Genomic DNA, 18,689 nt, shown 5'->3' with positions numbered 1-18,689 from the left:
AGCTTACCTCTTATCTCACGTTGCGCCGGCGTTCCCCGCCCCCGCCCCGGCGGCGAGCGCCGCCGCGAGCGACACCTCCTCGGCGCGCCGCTCGTAGCCCGGCGGCGGCTCGGACGGCGGGTTCGCGAGCAGCGACGTGATCACCGTCTCGAGCCAGCGCCGGAGCGGCGTGTGCTGGAAGCCGAGCTCCGCCCTGGCCTTCGCGGGATCCAGCTCCGACATCCAGCGATCGCTGAACGGCGACATCGCGACCGGGTCGATGCCGCGGGCCCGGAGCGCGGCCGAGGAGATCGGCGCGAGGCGCGCCGGTGCGCCGAGCAGCTCGGCGACGAGCGCGAGCAGCTCCGAGAGCGTCGGCGTCTCCTCCATGCAGAGGTTGTACGCCTCGCCGAAGGTCGACGGCACGAGGAGCAGCTTCGCGATCGCCCTCACGACGTCGCCGCTGTACACGTGCCGCACGGGGTTCCTGCCGCCGTCCGGGACGAGCAGCGGGCCGGCGTCGAGCACGCGCGCGATGTAGCGCTCGAGGCGGCGGTAGGGGTCGCGCGTCCCGTTCACCATCGGGAGGCGCAGCACGGTCGCGGGAAAGCGGTCGTCCCGCCAGGCGGCCGCGAGCACCTCCTCGGCGCCTCGCTTGTCCATGCCGTAGGCCCACGCCGCGCGATCTTCCGCGCCCGCGGGCTCCGGGAGCAGCGGGCCGTCGTAGTCGCGCTCGCGCGACGGCCGCGGGCACCCCTCGCGGACGAGGTACACCGAGCCGGTGCTGATCATCACGTAGTGGCCGACGCGCCCGCCGCCGAGCGCCAGGGCCGCCGCGCGGCCGTCCGCGGCCGTGTACGCGGTGAAGTCCACCGCGGCGTCGAACTCGCGGCCTCCGAGCGCCTGCGCGAGATCGCCGGCCGCCCGGTCGCAGCGGACCCGCGCGACGCGATCGCCGAACAGGTCGGGCGTCGCGCCGCGGTTCACGAGGGTGACCTGGTGGCCCGCGGCGAGCAGGCGATAGACCAGGAAATGACCCATGAATCGAGTGCCGCCGAGCACGAGGACGCGCATGCGCGGCAACCTATCACCGCCGCTCGCAAGGATCGCTCATGAGGAGCGGCACGATCGCGGCGCGGGCGGACGCCGGGCGGCCTCTCGCGCGAGCCGGGATCAGGCCGCGCCCCGGTCGTGCTAGATAGCGGACCGTGCCGTTCTCCCACATCCTTGGCCAGGACACCGCGGTCGGCACGCTCGTGCGCGCGCTCGAGGCGGGTCGCGTGCACCACGCCTACCGCTTCGAGGGCCCGGCCGGCGTCGGCAAGGAGCTCGCGGCCGTCGCGCTCTCGCAGGCGCTCGTCTGCACCGGGGGCGACCCGCTCGGCTGCGGCCGCTGCGACGCGTGCCGGCGCGCGGCCGGGCGCGCCGCGGGGCGCCCCGCCTCGCCGCTGCACCCCGACGTGCAGATCGTGGCGAAGAACTTCTACCCCGCCGCCGTCATCGGCCGGAGCCGCGACGAGCTGACCGAGATCTCGGTCGACCAGGTCCGCGCCATCGTGCTCGCGCACGCCGCCTACACGCCGCACGAGGGGCGCGCGCGGGTGTTCATCGTCCGCGACGCCGAGGACCTCAGCGTCGGCGCCGCGAACGCGTTCCTCAAGACGCTCGAGGAGCCGCGGCCCGGCACCCACTTCGTCCTGCTGACCTCGCGCGGCGATCGCCTGCTCAACACGATCCGCTCGCGCACCCTGCCCGTGCGCTTCGCCCCGCTCTCCGAGCCGATCGTCCGCGGCATCCTCCGCGATCACGGCGTGCCCGAGGCGCGCCACGACCTCGCCGTGGAGCTCGCCGCGGGCAGCGCCTCCGCGGCGCTCGAGCTCGCGGACGAGGAGCAGACCGCCTCGCGCGACGCCTTCGTGAAGAGCGCCCTCGCGGCCGCGGCCGCCCGGGACCTCGGTCCCGCCGTCGCGTTCGCGGAGTCGGTGGATCGCGACAAGGGCGCCCTCAAGGACGACCTCCGCGCGCTCAACGCGGCGCTCGCCCGCGAGGCCCGCGCCACGGTCGCGGCCGATCCGCGCCGCGCCGTCGTCTCGGCCAGGCGCTACGCGGCCGTCTCCCGCGCCGTGGCGCAGCTCGAGCGCAACGCCTCGCCGAGCCTGGCGATGGCCTCGCTGATCGCGGAGCTGCGCAGCGTCATCGGCTGAGGGACACGGCTATCGCCCCGCAGGGCAGGCCCGCGTCAGCCCTCGCCGCCGCCGACCGGCCGCTCGTCTCCGCCCGCCGCGTCAGCCCTCGCCGCCGCCGCCCAGCCGCTCGTATCCGCCGTCCTCGATGCGCCGCCCGGCCCAGGCGTGGATGCGCCCCTCGCTCGCGATCACCACGGCCGCGTCGTCCCCGCCGCCCTCGTACAGCGCGATGATCCCCGCGTGGCCCAGCGAGGGCGCGCCCTGCCCCAGGCGCTCCAGCGCCGCCGGCAGCCGCGCCCGCCGCCGCAGGGTCATGCCCGCGATCTCGAGCGTCGCCGGCGGCTCCTCCGGCGAGTCGACGGCCGCGGGCGCGAGCCACAGGATCTCGCGCCGCGGCGCGGGGAAGGCCGCCACCGCCCCCTGCGCCGCGCCCTCGGGCGCGAGGAACACCGCGGCGACGATCTCGCCCCGCTCGCGCGCCACGATCGCGCCCGAGAGCCAGCGCTCCTCGATCCCGGCCAGGACCACGTCGCCGAGCGCGAACGGCAGCTCGTCCCACGGCGCGTCCTCGGGGGACGCCGCCGGCGCGGCGCGCTCTTTCTCGCCGCCGTCCTCTCCCGCCGCCTCCCGCTCGCGGCGCGCCGCCATGAAGCCCACGGTCGCGGCCACCGCCGCGGCGGCCGCCGCGAGCAGCGCCAGGCTCATCGCGCGCCCCCTCCGGGCGGCGCCGCGGCCGCGGCCGCCGGCGCGAGGGCCTCCTTGAGCGCCCGCGCCCGCGCGCTCACCTCGTCGAGGGCGCGCGACGTCGGCGCGCCCTGCTCCGGCAGCAGCGCGGCGATGATCGCCGCGGCGGAGCAGAGCGGGCCCACGTCGCGCGCCCTCTCCAGCGAGATCCCGCCGATCGCCACGACCGGCAGCCCGGGCCGCGCCCGCTCGACCAGCGCGCGCAGCGACGCGAGCCCCTCGAGACCGACCTCGGCGTCCGGGCGCTCCTTGCTCGAGGTCGTGAAGATGGGTCCGATCGCGACGTAATCGAGGTGCTCGGGCGGCCCCTGCAGCGCGGCCTCGAGCTGCGCGCGCGTGTGCGTGGAGAGCCCGACGCGCAGCGCGACGCCGGCGCGCTGCGCGAGCGTGTGCACGGCGGACACCGGGAGATCGTCCTGGCCGACGTGCACCCCGTCGCAGCGCGCCAGCACCGCGAGATCCGCCCGGTCGTTCGCGAACAGCGGCACGCCCGCGCGCGCCGCGAGCGGCCGGATCGCGCGGAGGAGCGAGAGCGTGCCTGCCGTCCCGCCCCGCTTGTCGCGGAGCTGGAGGGCCGCGGGGCGCGCGTCGAGGACGGCCTCGGCGAACGCCGCCGGATCGAGCCCGCGACGCGCGAGCGAGTCGGTGTCGACGATGGCGTACAGACCGCGCATGACCACGCTTCGAGCGATGGGGGAGAGCGGCCGGGCCCTCCGAGGGAGGCCAGGCGCGCCGGCTACGCTAAGGTTGACGCCCCCAGAAAGAAAGCGGAAGCGTTCGCTCCCGAACGGATCCTCCATGCGCACACGTCTCGCCCGGATCGCCTGTCTGTTCGTGTCGGCCGCATCGGCCGCATCGGCCGCATCGGCCGCCGTGGCCGTTCTGGGGCTCGCGTCGAGCCCTGCGCTCGCGGAAGAGAAATCGGGTCCCGCGCAGCCGGGAGAGAAGCCGAGCTCCGCCGTGCCGGCAGGGAGCCCGAAGGCCGACGCCGCCGCGCCGGCTGGCAGGGCCAACGCCGCCGCGCCCAGGGCGGGCGCGAAGAAGAAGGCGTCCGAGCCCCCGCCCCTGCCGCCGGCGCCGGCGCGCGTCTGGCTCATCGCGCCGTCTTTTCGGGGGCCGTGGACGCTGCGGATCGACAACGACGGGGAGCGCCCCATGCGCATCCCGGCGGACGTGCGGCTGCTGCGCTTCGAGATCGACACGCTGAACAAGCGCACGAAGAAGACGGTCCGCTGCGCCGCCCCTGCGGGGCTCAAGCCGAGCGGCTTTCCGGAGCGGCGCGCGCTCCTGCTCGCGCCCGGCCAGTCGTACATGGAGCATTTCGATCCGCGCCTGCTCTGCTTCGGCAAGGACGCAGCTGCGCTCGCCGGCGGCTCGGTGGTGAGGGCGTGGTACGGCTGGGGCCCGCCGCCCAAGTGGTCGAGAAAGGCGCCCTCGCCGCCGTTCGCCGTGGAGTCGACGGACGATCCGCCGGCGTTCGCCCCGGCGACCGGGCTCGCCGCGCCCACCGTCGTGCTGAGCTACGGCCTGCCCCGCAAGGAAGCCGCCGCGGACGACCCGGACGGCGCCGCGCCGCCCTCTCCGGCAGGCGAGCAGGCGCAGCCGTCGGCCGACGCGGCGGCTCGGCCTGAGGCCGACAAGACCACTCGGCCCGCGGGCGACAAGACCGCTCAAGCCGCCGCGGACAGGCCAGCCGGCGAGGCCGCTGCACCGGGGGCACCGTCGCACAGGGATCACGCCGCCGGCTCGCCAGGCGGGCTGATCGTGGACGCCAACGCGCCTCGCCTGGAGCTCACGAGCGAGCCCTGGTCCGACGCGGCGAGCCCTCGCTCGATCGTCGTCCGGGTCAGCGCGAGGAACGCCGGCAAGCGCCCCATGACCGTGGCCGTCCGGCCGCGGATGCTCGAGTTCTACGTCGCCGGTCCGAACGGCACGACCGTGTGCGAGGCGTCCCCGCCGATGGGGGCGATCCCGCGCGACCTGTACCGAACGCTGAAGCCCGGCGCGTCGGTCGACCTCTCGCTCCTCCTGCGGGAGGTCTGCCCCGACGACACGTTCGCCCGCGAGGGCCTCTACCGGGTCACGGCCACGCTGCACGCGAACGAGCCGGGCACCCAGCTCGGCCTGGACGCGTACACCGCCATCGTCCCCGCCACGAACTCGACGCTCCTCCGCGTGAAGAGCGCGCCGGAGCCGTTCTACGCGGCCGCGCCGCGGCCCGTGCCGACGCCGAAGCCCGATGAGGGCCAGGCGCCGGAACGGGACAATGAAAAGGATGACGATGCGAAGGCCGAGTGATCCCTGAAAAGGCTGGCCCGCGCGTCGGCGCGGCGCCAACCTAGAAGGTTTCGCTCTCCTCTCGGTGTCCTGGTGGTCTTCTTTCTCCTCCGGCTCGCCGTCCCCGCCGCGGCCGCGCCTCGCGCTAGACCGGGAGGATCCCCCGCTTCTTCTCCGGCCGCTCCACCCGCTTCTTCCGCGCGAGCTCGAGCCCCCACGCGATCGCCCTGCGCGTGTCCCGCGGATCGATCACGTCGTCGATGAGCCCCCACCCGGCGACCTTCATCACATCGATGTTCTTCTGGATCGCCTCGACCATCCCCTGCTTCACCTCGGCGGACGGCGGCGTGTCCCCGAACATCTTCTTCGCCGCGATCCCGAGCATGCCCTCCGGCCCCATCACGCTGATCTCCGCGGTCGGCCAGCCGACGATGAGGTCCGGCTCGTACGCGCGCCCGCACATCACGTAATAACCGGCGCCGTACGCCTTGCGCACGACCACCGTGATCTTCGGCACGGTGGCCGCGGCCATGACGTGCAGCATCTTCGCCCCGTGGCGGATGATCCCCTCGTGCTCGACCTTCGAGCCGATCATGAAGCCCGGCACGTCCTGCAGGAACACGAGCGGGAGGTTGAACGCGTCGCAGATCTGCATGAAGCGCGCGGCCTTGTCCGCCGCGTCCACGTCGAGGATGCCGCCCATCTGGGTCGGCTGGTTCGCCACGATGCCGACCGGCTGGCCGCCGATGCGCGAAAGGCAGGTGATGATCGAGCGCGCCCACCGCGGCTTCAGGTCGAGCCGATCGCCGTGATCGACGATCGCGTCGATCAGCTTCAGCATGTCGTAAGCGCGCCGCGGGCTCTCGGGCAACAGGTCGAGCAGCGACTCCTCCCGCCGCTCGATCGGATCGGTGACCGGCAGGCGCGGCGGCTCCTCGTCGCAGCTCGACGGGAAGAACGAGAGGTACCGCTTCACCGCGGCGACGCACTCGGCGTCGCTCGCGACCTCCGCGTCGCCCACGCCGCTCTTCGTCGCGTGCACCTTGCTGCCGCCGAGCTCCTGCTCGGAGATGTCCTCGCCGGTCATCGCGCGCACGAGCGCTGGGCCGCCGAGCGCCATCGAGCCGATGTCCTTGACCATCGGCACGAAGTCCGCGAGCCCCGGGATGTACGCGGTGCCCGCGGCGCCTGGCCCCACCATGGCGGCCACCTGCGGCACCACGCCGCTCATGTGCACCTGCTCGCGGAACAGGTGCCCCGTGCCGGCGAACAGCGAGATGCTGTCCGGGTGCATCGAGCCGGGATCGATGCGCGCCCCGCCCGAGTCGATGAACCACACCATCGGCCAGCGGCCGCGGAGCGCCATCTGCCGCAGCCGGGTCACCTTCTCCTCGCCGGTGTGCCCGATGCTGCCGCCCTTCACGGTGAAGTCGTACGCCGCCGCGCACACCATCCGCCCGTCGACCTTGCCGAACCCGCACACCACCGCGTCGGCCGGCGGCCGATCCTTCCCGTCCGCTCCGGCCGCGATCCCCATCTGCGTGCCGTGCATCCCGACCTCGAAGTGCACGCCGTCGTCGAAGAACGCGGCGAGCCGCTCCCGCGCCGTCATCTTCCCGCGGGCGTGCTGCTTCGCCACCCGCTCCTCGCCGCCCATCCGCCGCACCTGCTCCCGGCGGGCCTCGAGGTCCTTCACGAGCTCACGCATGTTCACAGGCCACCTCATCCTGCGGCCCCGCTCTCCGCCGCGCGCTTCGCCTTCGTGGCGCGCGCCGGAGAGCGGGGCCGCCTCAACCGAGAGCCAGCGAGCGCCGCGGACTGCGACGCTCTCCCGTCCCCCGCAAAGCTCTCCCGCGCCCGGCGCGCCTACCTGCCCGACCAGCGGGGCTGCCGCTTCTCCAGGAAGGCCATGAGCCCCTCGCGCGCGTCGTCCGTCGCGAGGCAGCCGGCGAGCCGCTCGCGCAGGAGCGGCAGCGCCGACTCGAGATCGAGGTCGTCCTGCGCCGCGAACGCCTCCAGACCGAGCCGCACCGCGATCGGGCTCTTCGCGGCGAGGGTGGACGTCACCTCGTCGACCGCGGCGTCGAGCGCCCCCGGCTCCACCGCCTTGTTGAGGAGGCCGCACTGCGCGGCCTCGTCGGCGTCGAGGCGTTGCCCGAGGAGCATCATCTCCAGCAGCTTGCGGCGGCTCACGTGCCGCTGGAGCACCGCCATGATCATCATCGGGAACAGGCCCACGTTGATCTCCGGCGTCCCGAGCTTCGCGCCGCGGGCGCCGATCGCGACGTGCGACGCCGCGACGAGCCCGAGCCCGCCGCCCAGCGCGTGCCCGTTCACCCGCGCCACGATCGGCTTGCCCGCGTTCGCCATGGCGAGCAGCAGATCCGCGTAATCGCCCTTCACCTCGGGCTGTGGCGCCCCCTCCGCCCCCGAGAGCTGCGCGAAGTCGCCCCCGGCGCAGAACGCGTCGCCCGCGCCGGTCAGCACCACGCAGCGCACCGCCACGTCGGCCATGCCGGCCTCCAGGGCGTGGAGGAGCTCGCTCACCATCGCCGGCCCGATCGCGTTCTTGCGCCACGGGTTGTTCAGCGTGAGCCGAAGGACCCCCCCCGCGGAGGCGGCCTGGATGACCGTGTACGCGCCCGCCGTCACGACGCCGCACCCTCCACTGGGCCGACCGCGCCGTCGCCTCGCAGCCCCAGGATCTGCCGGGCTTCCTCGACGGTCGCCGGCCTGCGCCCGACGTCGCGCACCATGCGCACGGCCACCTCGCAGAGCTCGCCATTGCTGCGCGCCATCTCGCCGCTCGGCAGGTAGAAGTGGTCCTCTAGCCCGCACCGCACGTTGCCGCCGAGCACGAGCGCCGCCGCCAGCATCCTCCACTGCCCGTGGCTGATCCCGATCACCTCCCACTCCGAGCCGGGCGGCATGATCTTGGTCTGGAGCTGGAGCGACTCCACGTGCGCCGGGATGCCGCCCAGCACGTTGACGATGAACGAGAACTGCAGCGGGGGCTTGAGCAGGCCCATGTCGATGAGCGGCCACACGCCCTGGGTGTGCCCTGTATCGAAGCACTCGAGCTCGGGCTTCGTCCCCGCCTCGTTCATGACGGCGAGCAGCTTGCCGATCTTCGCGTACGTGTTGGGAAACACCATATCGAAGTCGAAGCTCTTCCGTGCGCGCGAGTACTTCGAGTAGTTCATGGTGCCCATATTGAGGGCGGCGATCTCCGGGCGGCTCTCGCGGATATAGGTGCACTGCTCGCTGACGTCCTCGAGCAGGGTGCCCGACGAGAAGTTCAGGATCACCGGGCAGCGCCGCCGCACCTCTTCCTTGATCTTCGCGAACACAGCTGGCGAGAACGTCGGCGACCCGTCGTCGTTGCGCGCGTGGATGTGCACCGCCGCCGCCCCTGCGTCGTGGGCCCGCTTCGCCTCCTCGGCGATCTCGACCGGCGTGTACGGGATCGCGGGGCACTGCTTGCGGCTGGCGAGCACGCCTGACAGCGCGCAGGTCACCACGCAGATATCGGGATCTCGCTCGTCTGGCTCCCTCGGTTCCCCGGTGAACGTCGGCTTCTCTCTCATGCCCCCTGCCTCCCTTTCACGTCCTGTCGCCGCCGTCGCTCTTCTTCTGCCCGTCCTGGGCGACCCGCGCGACCACCTGCCGCTGTAGCTTCGTCAAGATCCGGAGCAGATCACGCAGATCGGTCGAGCTCAGGCTCAGCAGCGCGCTCCGGAAGATCTCCATCGGCTCCACCTGGATCTCGCGGGCGAGCCGCGCCCCCTTCTCGCTGAGCCGGATGTGCACGACCCGCCGGTCGGCTTTCGAGCGCTCGCGCCGGACGAGCCCTTCCCGCTCCATCCGATCGACGATCCCCGTCACCGTGCTGTTCTGTGCCCGGATGCGCTCCGACAGCGTGGACAGCGACAGATCTTGAAATGACTCGAGCAGCTTGAGGATGGTGAGCTGGGGTCCGGTGAGGCCGAACCCGCTCGCCATGCCCTTCGTGAGCCGGCGCGACTCCGTGTAGAGATAGATGATCATCTCCACGATGGCGTCGATCTCCGGCCTCTCTGGCTGCGGCAGGGTCGCGGTCACGATGCTTCGTGTACGAAATATTCGCTCCCGCAGGGCGCGTCAAGCGCGAGCGCCCACGCTCCACCCCTGCCGAGCGAGCGCATCCGTCCTCTCCCTCCCCCTCCCCCCTCCCCTCTACCGCTTCGCCCTCTACCGCTTCGCCCTCTGCCGCCGCTTCCCTCGCCGCCCGTCCGCCTGGATCTCCCGGATGCACCACCGCAGCGCCTCCTGGAGGTCCCGGTGCACCTGGACCGACGAGAGCTCGATCCCGAGCGACGACGCCGTCTGCGCCACCTGGGGCTGGACGCCGGCCACGACGCCTTGAGCGCCGAGCAGCTCGATCGTCTGCAGCATGCTGAGGAGGTGCTGCGCCGTCGTGGAGTCGACCTGTTCGACCCCTGTCACCTCGACGATCGCGTACCGCGACTTCGTCTCGACGATCGTGTGCAGCAGCTTCTCCGTGATCTCGGACGCTCGGTGTCGATCGATGCTCCCCACGAGCGGCAGCACGAGCACGCTGTTCCAGACCTGGATGATCGGCGTCGACAGCGTCTCGATCGCGGACTCCTGCCGCTCGATCACCGCCCGCAGCGACTCCTGCTGCTCGACCACCGCGCGGAGCGACTCCTCGGCGCGCATGCGTTCCAGCGTGATCGCGAACATCTCGCCGACGACCTGGAGCAGCGCCCGCACGCTCTTGTCCCACGCGCGGATCGAGCGCACCGCGTCGATCCCCACGACCCCCACGAGCCGCCCCGCGTACGCCGCGGGCATCCGGACGAGCGAAGCGATCCCGAGCTCCGTGAAGGCTTTCCGCTCGCTCGCGGCCTCATCCGGCAGGTCGGCCACGCGCGGCACGTCGCACACCTCGAGGCGGCACAGCCTCTCGACGAGCCACGGATACTCATCCCTGGAGATGACGGCCCGCTCCGCGAGCAGCGACGGGACCCCTTCGGCGCACCACTCGTGCGTGCTCAGGAACCGCCGCCCGTCCTCCGAGAGCAGGAACAGGCTCGTCCGGTCGGCGCGCAGCGTCTTGCCGAGCTCCGCGAGCGCCGACTGAAAGCCGCGGTCGATGTCCGCGAGCTTCACATTGATGAAATGGGCCGAGATCGACGCGACCAGCATCTTGGTCTCGATCCGCTGCATCAGCGCCCGCTCGACGCGCTTCTGCTTGCCCACGTTGCGCGCCCAGGCGTAGATGAGCCCCTCGCTGGGCACCGAGAGCATCGACCAGGACAGCCAGACGTAGAGGCCGCTCCTGCTCCTGCACCGGTTCTCCATCCCGAGCGTGACGGGCTCCTCCCGGAGCCGATCCAACTGCTCCCGGGTCGCGGGGAGGTCGTCCTGGTGTATGAGATCGAGGAGGTTCCGGCCGACGAGCTCCTCGGCCCGCAGGCCAAGCGTACGCTCCCAGGCCCCGCTCACGCGCAGGAACGCCCCGTCGACCCGCAGAACACAGAGCGGATCGGGACAGACAGCGAAGAACCTCTCCACGTCCGCTTCGTTCGCAGGTGCGTGCATCGCCGGTCGCCTTAGCCAGCCCACACCCCGCGGCTACGGCTCCTTGACGTCCTCAAACGTCGTCCTCGCGGCCACGTGCTCCTCGTTCAGGTTGAGCAGGATCGGCAGGGTCTCGTGCTGCCAGTCGTCGTCGAGGATCCGACGCACGGTCACCCGCCCGGGCACCAGGTTGTACACGGCGTCCACGATGTCCATGATGACGTAGAAGCCGTTCGAGTTGCAGAACCGCATCTTCACGAAGTCCATCACCGTGGACGTGATCGGATGCTGCGGGAGGACTCGCGCCAGCTCGTCGAGGTAGCTGGACAGGTACCGGTACGGGTTGTCGATCCGGATAGCGCCCTCGAAGGTCAAGACGAGGCGGTTCTCGTCATCGAGCCGGGCGACCGACTGAAAGACGCTCAGCCCGCCATCCGTGATTTCTCCATAGCTGAGAGCCTTCATACGCGACCTTTCGTGGAAAACATACGCAGCCTTTTCAAGGGAAAGTAGCCTGGACGACGAGAATTCCATCGACGTACTGCGTCGAGAGATGGAATTTGTTCTCAGCGGTCAGCCGAATGAGGCCGAGCCCGCCCCTGCGTCGGTCGTTGCGCCGCTCGCGCACCGTCCTGGCAAAGAGCTCCCTCGGGTCCTCCGCGGCGAAGATCTCGTCGAATACCGCCTTGACGGTTCGGTACTCTTCCGGCGTAACGCGGTTGGAAACCTTGATGAGTAGCCGGTCTGGGTCGATGCTCAGATCGAGACGTACCTCGCTGTCACGCTCGGTCCCGTGCTGGATCACGTTGGTGACCAGCTCGGTGACGACCACGTTGACCTTCTGGCAGATCCGTCTGGGATAAAACCTCACCAGCAGCGCGTCCAGAAAGTTCGCAAGCAGGCCGGCCACGTCGCCCGTGATGTGATCGACCGGAGATATATATATCGATGCACCGACCGACGTCTGCGAATGATTCTTATCGGGCTTCATCAGGCGCACCTTCGCAGGATGATCAGTGTGATGTCGTCCGCGTCCGCCACTCGGAACCGCGTGTAGTCCTCGATGCACCGGTCGAGGATCACCTGCACCGGCTCCTCGCTGTGCTTGACCACGATTTCGTTGAGACGTTGCACGGAATATATCTCCCCGCTCGCGTCCTGCGCCTCGAACATCCCGTCTGTGTACAAGGCGAGGACGTCATCCTCCTCGAACGGCAGCTCGAACTCGTGAAACGGCTTGATACGCAGACCGATGAAGTTGCTCACCCGATTGAACGAGCGCGGCGTACCGCGACGGACCAGGAGCCCGTACCCTCCGCCCGAGACGTAGCGGAGGAATCGGTCCGTAAACATGACGAAGTTCACCGTCGCGTACCGGCGAACCTCCCGGAGGAACGAGTAGGCGCTCCGGTTCACCCAATCCACGATCGCCCCTGGGCTGTCGAGCCGCTTGGTGGCGTGGGCGAACTGGGCCTTCAGAAACGCCATGATGAGCGCCGACGATACGCCGTGACCCGAGATATCGTAGACACCGATCGCGTGGCGCTCGCCGGGGAGATAGAAGAAGTCGTAATAGTCCCCTCCCACCTGCGCGAGCTGCTTGTGGAAGATGGCCATGTCGAACGACGAGGCGATGGTCCCGCTCGCCTCCGGCAGCAGGGCGCGCTGAACCTGCCGCGCCACCGCGAGGTCGTCGTCGATGGCCCGGTTGTACCCTTCGAGCTCGTTCTCGATGCTGGTCGCGTGCTCCAGGATGGCCTCGTGCACCAGGGAGAGGTCGTCGAAGTCGAGCTTCAGCTTATCGACGTACTCCAAGAGTGCGCTGCAGCGCTCCATGAAGTCGGTGAAGTTACCCTCCTCGCGCAGCAGTGTGTTCCACGCTTGCCGCTCCTTCACGATCGCCCTGATGGCATCCAGATTGCTCTGCTTCTGTATGAAGCCTCTGGAATGCATCGAGCTGAGGTCCTTAGGTGCAGTCATGGCTCGACCTGGACGCGATTCGGGTTGGACGGACGATCCCATCCGATCTCAATCACAGAGTATCATCTCGAAGTTCTGGTTGAACTTCTTGAGGTTGGGCAGCGACTTCCCCTGCCACGGGATGGACTTCGACCCGCGGACGATGAGCTGGAGCTCACCCTTCTTGCGGGTGGCGATCGCGAACTTGTAGAGGACGTTGATCCCCGAGCTGTTCAGGAAGTTCAGCGCCCTGACGTCGAGCGTGATGGTGGGTGGGTTCGTGGCCAGGACCTTGTCGAGCAGCTCCTCGATGGGAGCGTACTCGGTGGTGCCGCCAAGACGAAGGATGCCTTCCAGGTACACCACCACCTCGGAGGGATCGTACCAAACCCGGTAGTTACCACCTTTGATTTCCATTCTCGACCTTTCGTTCAAAATAGGAATCCTGGCCATCGTCTTGATGCTGAAGCTGTTGACCGAGATCGGGTCCAGCTTCCATCCAAGACTGACACCGTAGTCGTTCATGATGATCAGATAGCCGAGCCCCGACCCGGCGTTCTCTGCGTCCTCGGCGTTCGCCTCCGCCTGCCTCCGCAGGAGCTCCCCTGGGTCCTCCTGCGTGAGCTCGAGCAGCTTCTCGCGCAGCGAAGGGACAGCGGCGTTCGTGATCTGGTTGCTGACGAGGCACACCAGGTCCTCGCGCCCGATGCCGACGGTCACGGTGATGTCACCGTGCTGGTTGAACTTGACGGCGTTCTCAACAAGCTCGTTCAGAACGTAACCGATGGCGCCTGAGACTTCGTCTCGGCTGATGAGCCTGTCCTCGCCGTCGATCTCCGGAAAGAGCTCTCCGAAGTACTCGGCCATGAAATTCGCCGTCAGGTTACACAGGCTCCATCTCACCGCGAACGAGTCGGGGTACAACGTCAGCGACATATGTTCGCTGAACGAATCGTCTAAAGAGTAGACGCCGATGATTTCGCTCATGGTAATGCCCAGTCTCCCCCTTGCTCATACCCTCTTAATGACAAGTACCGTAATGTCATCATGGATTTTGTTGTAGCCAACGTGCGCCAAGACATCCTCGATGATAGCGTCCTTGATCTCCCTCGAGGTTCTTTCGTGGTTCCGCGAGATCACGTGACACAGCCGGTCGATGCCGTATTGCTCCTCTGAAGAGTCCTCCGCCTCGGTGATACCGTCGCTGAAGAGCGTCACGACGTCCCCGGGCTCGAGCGTCACCTCGATGCTGCTGATGAAGTCGCTGATATCCAGATCGATGCCGATCGGCAAGCCGAGCCCCATGGTCTCGATGCGATCGAGGGTGCCGTCCTTCCGGACGATGATCAGGTCCTCGTGCTGACCGGTGAACTGGAGCTGCCCGTCGCTGTAGTCGAGCAGGGTCAGCGACAGGTTCTTGTCCGAGCGGATCCGCTGGATGTTCTGGTAGATGACCTTGTTGACGATGCTCAGGAACTTCTTCGGGTCCCGCTCGTCGGCGGCGAGCAGCGTCCGGACGGCCGTCTGCACCATCAGCATCAAGACGCCGCTCTCCAGGCCGTGGCCGGTGACGTCGCCGATGCCCATCTTCACGAGTCCGCCGCTCTGGAGCACGTCGTAGTAGTCGCCGCCGACCTCGTCGGCCGGGGCCATGTAGCCGGCGATGTCGAGCCCCGGGATCTCCTGGAGCTCGCTCGGCGCCGGCAGCACCATCAGCTGGAGCTGGCGAGCGACGTTCAGCTCGGCGCCGAGGCGGATGTTCTCCTGCGCGAGCTTCGAGTTCAGCTCGCTGATCTCCTCGTTCGCCTTCTCGAGGGCCATCGTCCGCTCGCTGACGAGCTCCTCCAGGTTCGCCGTGTACCGCTCGATGTCGGACGCCATCGCGTTGAAGGTCATGCCGAGCCGCCCGATCTCATCCTGGCTGTCGATGTTGACCCTCATCGAGTAGTCCTTGTTCATCAGCCGGTGCGCCGCCTCGGAGAGATCGACGAGGTTGGCCGTGATCCTCCGCGCGACCCAGGCGATGCCCACCAGCACGGCGAACAGGCTCAGCACGACGACGATGATCTGCTGGCCCAGGATGTTCTTCGCCGTCGACTGGATGGCGCGCTGGGCCGTGTGCACCGTGGAGAAGAGCTCGGACTCGGGCACCACGAACCCGAGCACCCAGTATTCCATCCCGATGGGCTTCTCACCCCGGTAGAAGTTCATCCCGGGCAGGCGCCGCAGGACGATGACGTAGGGCGTGGCCGGCTCGTTGGGCGCCCGCTGGATCGAGACCCGGTGGAAGACCGGCTTCTCGCTCGACGGCATCGCGATCTTCGCGACCTCGGGGTACTGGCTCTGGCTGAGGAGCCGCTTGACCTCCTTCACGCCCTCGTTCTGCCCGTCGCGCGTGCCGATCCCGAGGACCTTCTCCCCCTCGCTGTTGATCGCGAGCACGTTCGAGTCGGACATCGACATGAACGCGAAGCCCGAGGACTTGATGTGCACGTGCCGGATGAGGGCCACCGCCTGATCCAGCGTGACGTCGATCGCGACCGCCCCTGCGCAGTCCGCCCGGTCCTTCGTCCAGAGAGGATTGAAGAACGTGACGATATTGCCGCCGGTCGCCGCGTCGATGTAAGGAGGATAACCGGTCACGTCGGTCTTCGCGACCGGCTTGCTGCTGGGATCCGTCAACCACCGCTGCCATCCCTCGTAGATGCCGGGGAAGAAGGAGTCCCAGAAGTTCTTGTCCGTGTGCCCCGGATAGAGCCTATCGAACGTCTGCGCCATCTCGAGCCAGGGCGTGAGGCGCATGATGGGTCGCTCTTTCGACCCCACGTAGTACACCTGGAGCTTCTCGCTCCCGTTCTTCCAGATGGCGGGGCCGAACAGATCGAAGATGGCGTTCTTCTTGACGTCCTTCAGGATCTCCGGCTTGATCGAGCCGTCCGGCTGGAGCATGTAGTGCCACACGCTCATCACGGACTGCTCGCCCGGCTTGTTCTGGGTCCACTTCCCGTTGGGATCGACCTGGAAATCGTCCCTGAAGAAGGGCGATTGGTCGGGGAGGTTGCCTATCGCCTCCGCGGCGTCCGGGTTGTCGATCAGCGTCTGGAAGATCGACGCCGTCATCCGGAGCTCGGAGAACGTCTGCTCGAACAGGAGGTCGAGCCGGAGCGCCGTCGTCTCGATGTAGTTCTCGAGGTACTCGTCGTTCGCGCGGGCCATACCGCCGTAGACCTCGGCGCTGGCCTCCTGCTCCAGGCGTGTAACGTTGTAGAGGGCCGTCCCCGCGCTCGAAGCCAGAGCGATGAGAACGCCGAGCGAGGCCACGAGCATGAACTTCGTGCGGAAGCGCCCGGAGGACCTCTCGACGATCCATTGAACGATCGAAAACTTCTTGCGCTCCTTAGCTTCCATATGTCGGCTCGCGGCGCCTCATCGGCTCCTCCAGTTCACTCAAGCTATCGCATCAGCCGTTCTGGCTTACGCCCGGAGCCGGCGAGAATCGGCCAGTTCGCATACCCCTTGTCGCTCAGGATCGCAGAGACATGGGCCCGGAGCCCGATGCCAATCTCCTCGAAGATCACCGGATCAGCGCTCGCCGACGCCGCGACGTCGCCGCAGAATTTGATCCAGCTCTCTACGACCTTCGCGAAGTGGTTCGGGTCGGTGTTCATGTTGTTGATGTCGATGAGATCGCTGCGGATGTCCTCGAGGCCCGCGCTCGCGAGCAGCTCGCGGGTCCTCACGCCGATGTCGAAGTCCATCCCGACCATCCGGCTCAGCTCGAGGTACCGCCGGTACCCCATGCGGATGAGGTCCTGATCCGGAAAGCCGGTGACGCACGCGAGCATCTCGTTCGTGATGTAGACGCGGCCGCCGGGCTTGCAGATCCGGCAGAGCTCCTTCATCAGCTGGTCCGGCATGTGGAAGACCTGGATGGCGAGCCGGCAGGACACGAAATCGAAGGCGTCGTCGGGGATCAGGAGCGCGGCGGCGTCGCCGTACTGATACTCGATGTTCTCGATCCCGAGGCTCCGCGCGTGCGCCTGGGCGTGCTTCAGGAATGCCCTGGAGTGGTCGACGGCGGTGACGTACTCCGGCTTGTACTCCGCGTTGAGCCGGACCGCGAAATCCCCGAGCCCGCAGCCGATGTCGGCGACCTTCATGCCCGGACGCAGGCCGTGCCGGTGGAGCAGCTTGCGCTCGTGGTTGTATACGATCTTCTCCTGGGTCCGCAGGACCCGGACGAAATCCTCATCCTCGATGACGCTCTGGATCGGGTAGAGGGCCTTATCGTACACCTCCACAGAGACGTTGGGATAGAGCTCCTCCATCACCTGGAACTTGCGCATCGCCCAGGGGATGACGCTCGAGATGATGAGGCGGATCTTGAGGTTCGGTCGCTCTTCCACGGCCCACCGGACGAACCGGTTGATCTCGAGGAAGGCGACGTTGTTCATGTACTTGAGGCGCTTGAAGTCGAGGGTCAGCTCGCCTGTCGCGTTCTTCGCGGCGGTCTCCAGCGTCCCCCGGATCGCCCGCATCTGGTCGCCCACGAACGGCCGGAGCATGCCGGCGAGGGCGACCTCCTGGTCGTCCTGGTCGACCCGCATGTTGAAGGTCACCGATGAGCGCCAGGATGGCAGGCTCCCCGATGAAGACGACGGCGGGACAGCGTTCTCAGGGTAGATTGAAGCACTCATTTTCATCTACCTCAGTAAACGGCAGCTCGATGTTCAGTGTCAGCGAGGTCCCGTTCTTGGGTTCAGTAAGGCTTAGCGTCGAACCGTACACCACCGCGAGCTCCAGCAGACCTAGAGTCGTAACATCGTTGTCGGGCACGTCGTGCTCGAGCTGCTCTCGGTACCAGGCCATCGGATCCGGCTGATTGAGCAGCTGGACGGCGTGCTTGTAGAACGCCAGATTCTCGCTGCTGGCGGGCACCTCAGCCGTCACGATGATGCGACCGTGGTTCCTCTGGAAGGTGATGATGATGTCGCCCGACGGCTCGTGATTGCGATAGATCGCTTCAAGCAGCTCGTTGAAGAAGGTCGACAGCAGCGTCGCATAGCGCTCCGGGTCGTCCTCGTTTGCGCTCGCGTATCGCGCGAGGAAGTTCGCCATCTGATGGCAGTGGCTCCAGCGCTTGCTGAAGCCAGTGACCGAGAAGTTGGCTGAGATGATCGTGCCGCTCGGCGCCATGACCGGCGGTGGTCGCAGCGTCGGGGCTACATCGGTCGGCTTCGAAACGGACATCAAGGCCTCGGGGTTGGTTTGCGAGAGGAGGCAGGACGCAGAGTACCTGGAGTCTGGGTGCCGCGTCGAGTGCATCGCGCTCCCGTTCGAGGTCGCCATGGTGAACTCGGACGAGCACAGCGCTAACGAGGACTGCCTTGAAGATGCCCGGATTGCTACAGGATCGAGACAATAATGTGATATAAATCACACTCGATCGTTGCTGAACATTTGAGCCTGTAGAGAAAGGTACCCGTCCGCTGCGCCTCTGGGGGTCCGGACCGCTACCTCCGCAGTTGCCCGGGCTCAGCGCCCTGTGGGAAGACCGCGGCGCGGGTGCTCGTCGGCCCATTTGTCCACAAGTCGAGGCGCGCGCGCCGTGCAGCGGCGACGTAGAATTCGCCGCTGCGCGCACCGGCCACAGATCTTGGCAGGCGGCGCCTGCTGCCGTCGAAGCCCTCGAGAACACCGTCAAGGGAGGTAATCGAAAGCGCGTCGGTCCTGTCAACACTTTCATGCCATCGCCCGGCACTGCGGAGATGACTCAAGGCGTGTGGTCGCGAGTCGCTACGGAAGTGTGCGGACCTCGGTGGGGCGACCTACCCAGTGCAGGCGGGCGAGGAGCGCGGAGGCGAATGGCCCTCTCCGGCGGGTGGTTTCACAGCGACGTACGGATCCGGGCGCGCGCGCCCCGCGGTCCGGCCTCGCGAGAGCGCGCGCGGCCGCGGGCGA

17 protein-coding genes are annotated in these 18,689 nt (G+C 68.4%); 2 read left to right on the top strand and 15 right to left on the bottom strand.

What is annotated here, in order from left to right; all coding sequences use genetic code 11:
• Positions 1 to 15: 15 nt before the first annotated feature.
• Positions 16 to 1,053: an NAD-dependent epimerase/dehydratase family protein gene (locus WMF36_RS09385; RefSeq protein ID WP_437579269.1), complete on the bottom strand. Its 1,038-nt coding sequence runs from the start codon at positions 1,051 to 1,053 to the stop codon at positions 16 to 18.
• 134 nt (positions 1,054 to 1,187) lie between these two features.
• Here WMF36_RS09385 and WMF36_RS09380 point away from each other — a divergent pair, with 134 nt between their 5' ends.
• Entirely contained in the window at positions 1,188 to 2,183 is a 996-nt protein-coding gene (locus WMF36_RS09380) for an ATP-binding protein (protein ID WP_437579268.1), read from the top strand.
• 81 nt (positions 2,184 to 2,264) lie between these two features.
• Here the strand turns inward: WMF36_RS09380 and WMF36_RS09375 are convergent, their stop codons facing one another.
• Both WMF36_RS09375 and WMF36_RS09370 read right to left on the bottom strand, forming a co-directional pair.
• Entirely contained in the window at positions 2,265 to 2,870 is a 606-nt protein-coding gene (locus tag WMF36_RS09375) for a hypothetical protein (protein ID WP_437579267.1), read from the bottom strand.
• Positions 2,867 to 3,583: a thiamine phosphate synthase gene (locus WMF36_RS09370; RefSeq protein ID WP_437579266.1), complete on the bottom strand. Its 717-nt coding sequence runs from the start codon at positions 3,581 to 3,583 to the stop codon at positions 2,867 to 2,869. Before WMF36_RS09370 ends, WMF36_RS09375 begins: the two co-directional genes overlap by 4 nt.
• 124 nt (positions 3,584 to 3,707) lie before the next feature.
• On the opposite strand from WMF36_RS09370, the gene WMF36_RS09365 reads away from it, so the two are divergent.
• The gene (locus WMF36_RS09365; protein WP_437579265.1) at positions 3,708 to 5,207 is read left to right on the top strand and encodes a hypothetical protein; all 1,500 of its coding nucleotides are present in this window, start codon (positions 3,708 to 3,710) and stop codon (positions 5,205 to 5,207) included.
• 124 nt (positions 5,208 to 5,331) lie between these two features.
• On the opposite strand, the gene WMF36_RS09360 is transcribed toward WMF36_RS09365, so the two are convergent.
• From WMF36_RS09360 to WMF36_RS09305, 12 genes are all read right to left on the bottom strand, one after another.
• On the bottom strand, positions 5,332 to 6,894 hold the full coding sequence (locus tag WMF36_RS09360; protein WP_437581875.1) for an acyl-CoA carboxylase subunit beta: 1,563 nt from the start codon (positions 6,892 to 6,894) through the stop codon (positions 5,332 to 5,334).
• 158 nt (positions 6,895 to 7,052) lie between these two features.
• Positions 7,053 to 7,838: an enoyl-CoA hydratase/isomerase family protein gene (locus WMF36_RS09355; protein WP_437579264.1), complete on the bottom strand. Its 786-nt coding sequence runs from the start codon at positions 7,836 to 7,838 to the stop codon at positions 7,053 to 7,055.
• A complete protein-coding gene (locus tag WMF36_RS09350) occupies positions 7,835 to 8,773 on the bottom strand; it encodes a 3-keto-5-aminohexanoate cleavage protein (RefSeq protein WP_437579263.1) in 939 nt (312 codons plus the stop codon). The genes WMF36_RS09355 and WMF36_RS09350 overlap by 4 nt, the downstream gene beginning before the upstream one ends.
• A gap of 16 nt (positions 8,774 to 8,789) precedes the next feature.
• Complete coding sequence (locus tag WMF36_RS09345; RefSeq protein WP_437579262.1) at positions 8,790 to 9,287, bottom strand: MarR family winged helix-turn-helix transcriptional regulator; 498 nt, start codon at positions 9,285 to 9,287, stop codon at positions 8,790 to 8,792.
• 129 nt (positions 9,288 to 9,416) lie between these two features.
• A complete protein-coding gene (locus WMF36_RS09340; protein ID WP_437579261.1) occupies positions 9,417 to 10,790 on the bottom strand; it encodes a PAS domain S-box protein in 1,374 nt (457 codons plus the stop codon).
• Positions 10,791 to 10,823: 33 nt separating this feature from the next.
• On the bottom strand, positions 10,824 to 11,234 hold the full coding sequence (locus tag WMF36_RS09335; RefSeq protein WP_437579260.1) for a hypothetical protein: 411 nt from the start codon (positions 11,232 to 11,234) through the stop codon (positions 10,824 to 10,826).
• Between the two features lie 34 nt (positions 11,235 to 11,268).
• The gene (locus WMF36_RS09330; protein ID WP_437579259.1) at positions 11,269 to 11,760 is read right to left on the bottom strand and encodes an ATP-binding protein; all 492 of its coding nucleotides are present in this window, start codon (positions 11,758 to 11,760) and stop codon (positions 11,269 to 11,271) included.
• Positions 11,760 to 12,722 carry a PP2C family protein-serine/threonine phosphatase gene (locus WMF36_RS09325; protein ID WP_437579258.1) on the bottom strand — a complete coding sequence of 321 codons (963 nt, stop codon included), beginning with the start codon at positions 12,720 to 12,722 and terminating at the stop codon, positions 11,760 to 11,762. Before WMF36_RS09325 ends, WMF36_RS09330 begins: the two co-directional genes overlap by 1 nt.
• A gap of 75 nt (positions 12,723 to 12,797) precedes the next feature.
• On the bottom strand, positions 12,798 to 13,715 hold the full coding sequence (locus tag WMF36_RS09320) for a slr1658 superfamily regulator (RefSeq protein ID WP_012234413.1): 918 nt from the start codon (positions 13,713 to 13,715) through the stop codon (positions 12,798 to 12,800).
• Between the two features lie 24 nt (positions 13,716 to 13,739).
• Positions 13,740 to 16,136: a SpoIIE family protein phosphatase gene (locus WMF36_RS09315; RefSeq protein WP_437488659.1), complete on the bottom strand. Its 2,397-nt coding sequence runs from the start codon at positions 16,134 to 16,136 to the stop codon at positions 13,740 to 13,742.
• 44 nt (positions 16,137 to 16,180) lie between these two features.
• Positions 16,181 to 17,347 (bottom strand): methyltransferase domain-containing protein, encoded by a 1,167-nt coding sequence (locus WMF36_RS09310; protein WP_437579257.1) that lies wholly within the window; start codon positions 17,345 to 17,347, stop codon positions 16,181 to 16,183.
• A gap of 55 nt (positions 17,348 to 17,402) precedes the next feature.
• On the bottom strand, positions 17,403 to 17,978 hold the full coding sequence (locus WMF36_RS09305; RefSeq protein ID WP_437579256.1) for a hypothetical protein: 576 nt from the start codon (positions 17,976 to 17,978) through the stop codon (positions 17,403 to 17,405).
• Positions 17,979 to 18,689 lie beyond the last annotated feature (711 nt).

Origin of the sequence: Sorangium sp. So ce887 (genome assembly GCF_051521455.1) — a bacterium.
Classification (GTDB): domain Bacteria; phylum Myxococcota_A; class Polyangia; order Polyangiales; family Polyangiaceae; genus Sorangium.
This window is presented reverse-complemented; position numbering and strand designations above follow the sequence as displayed.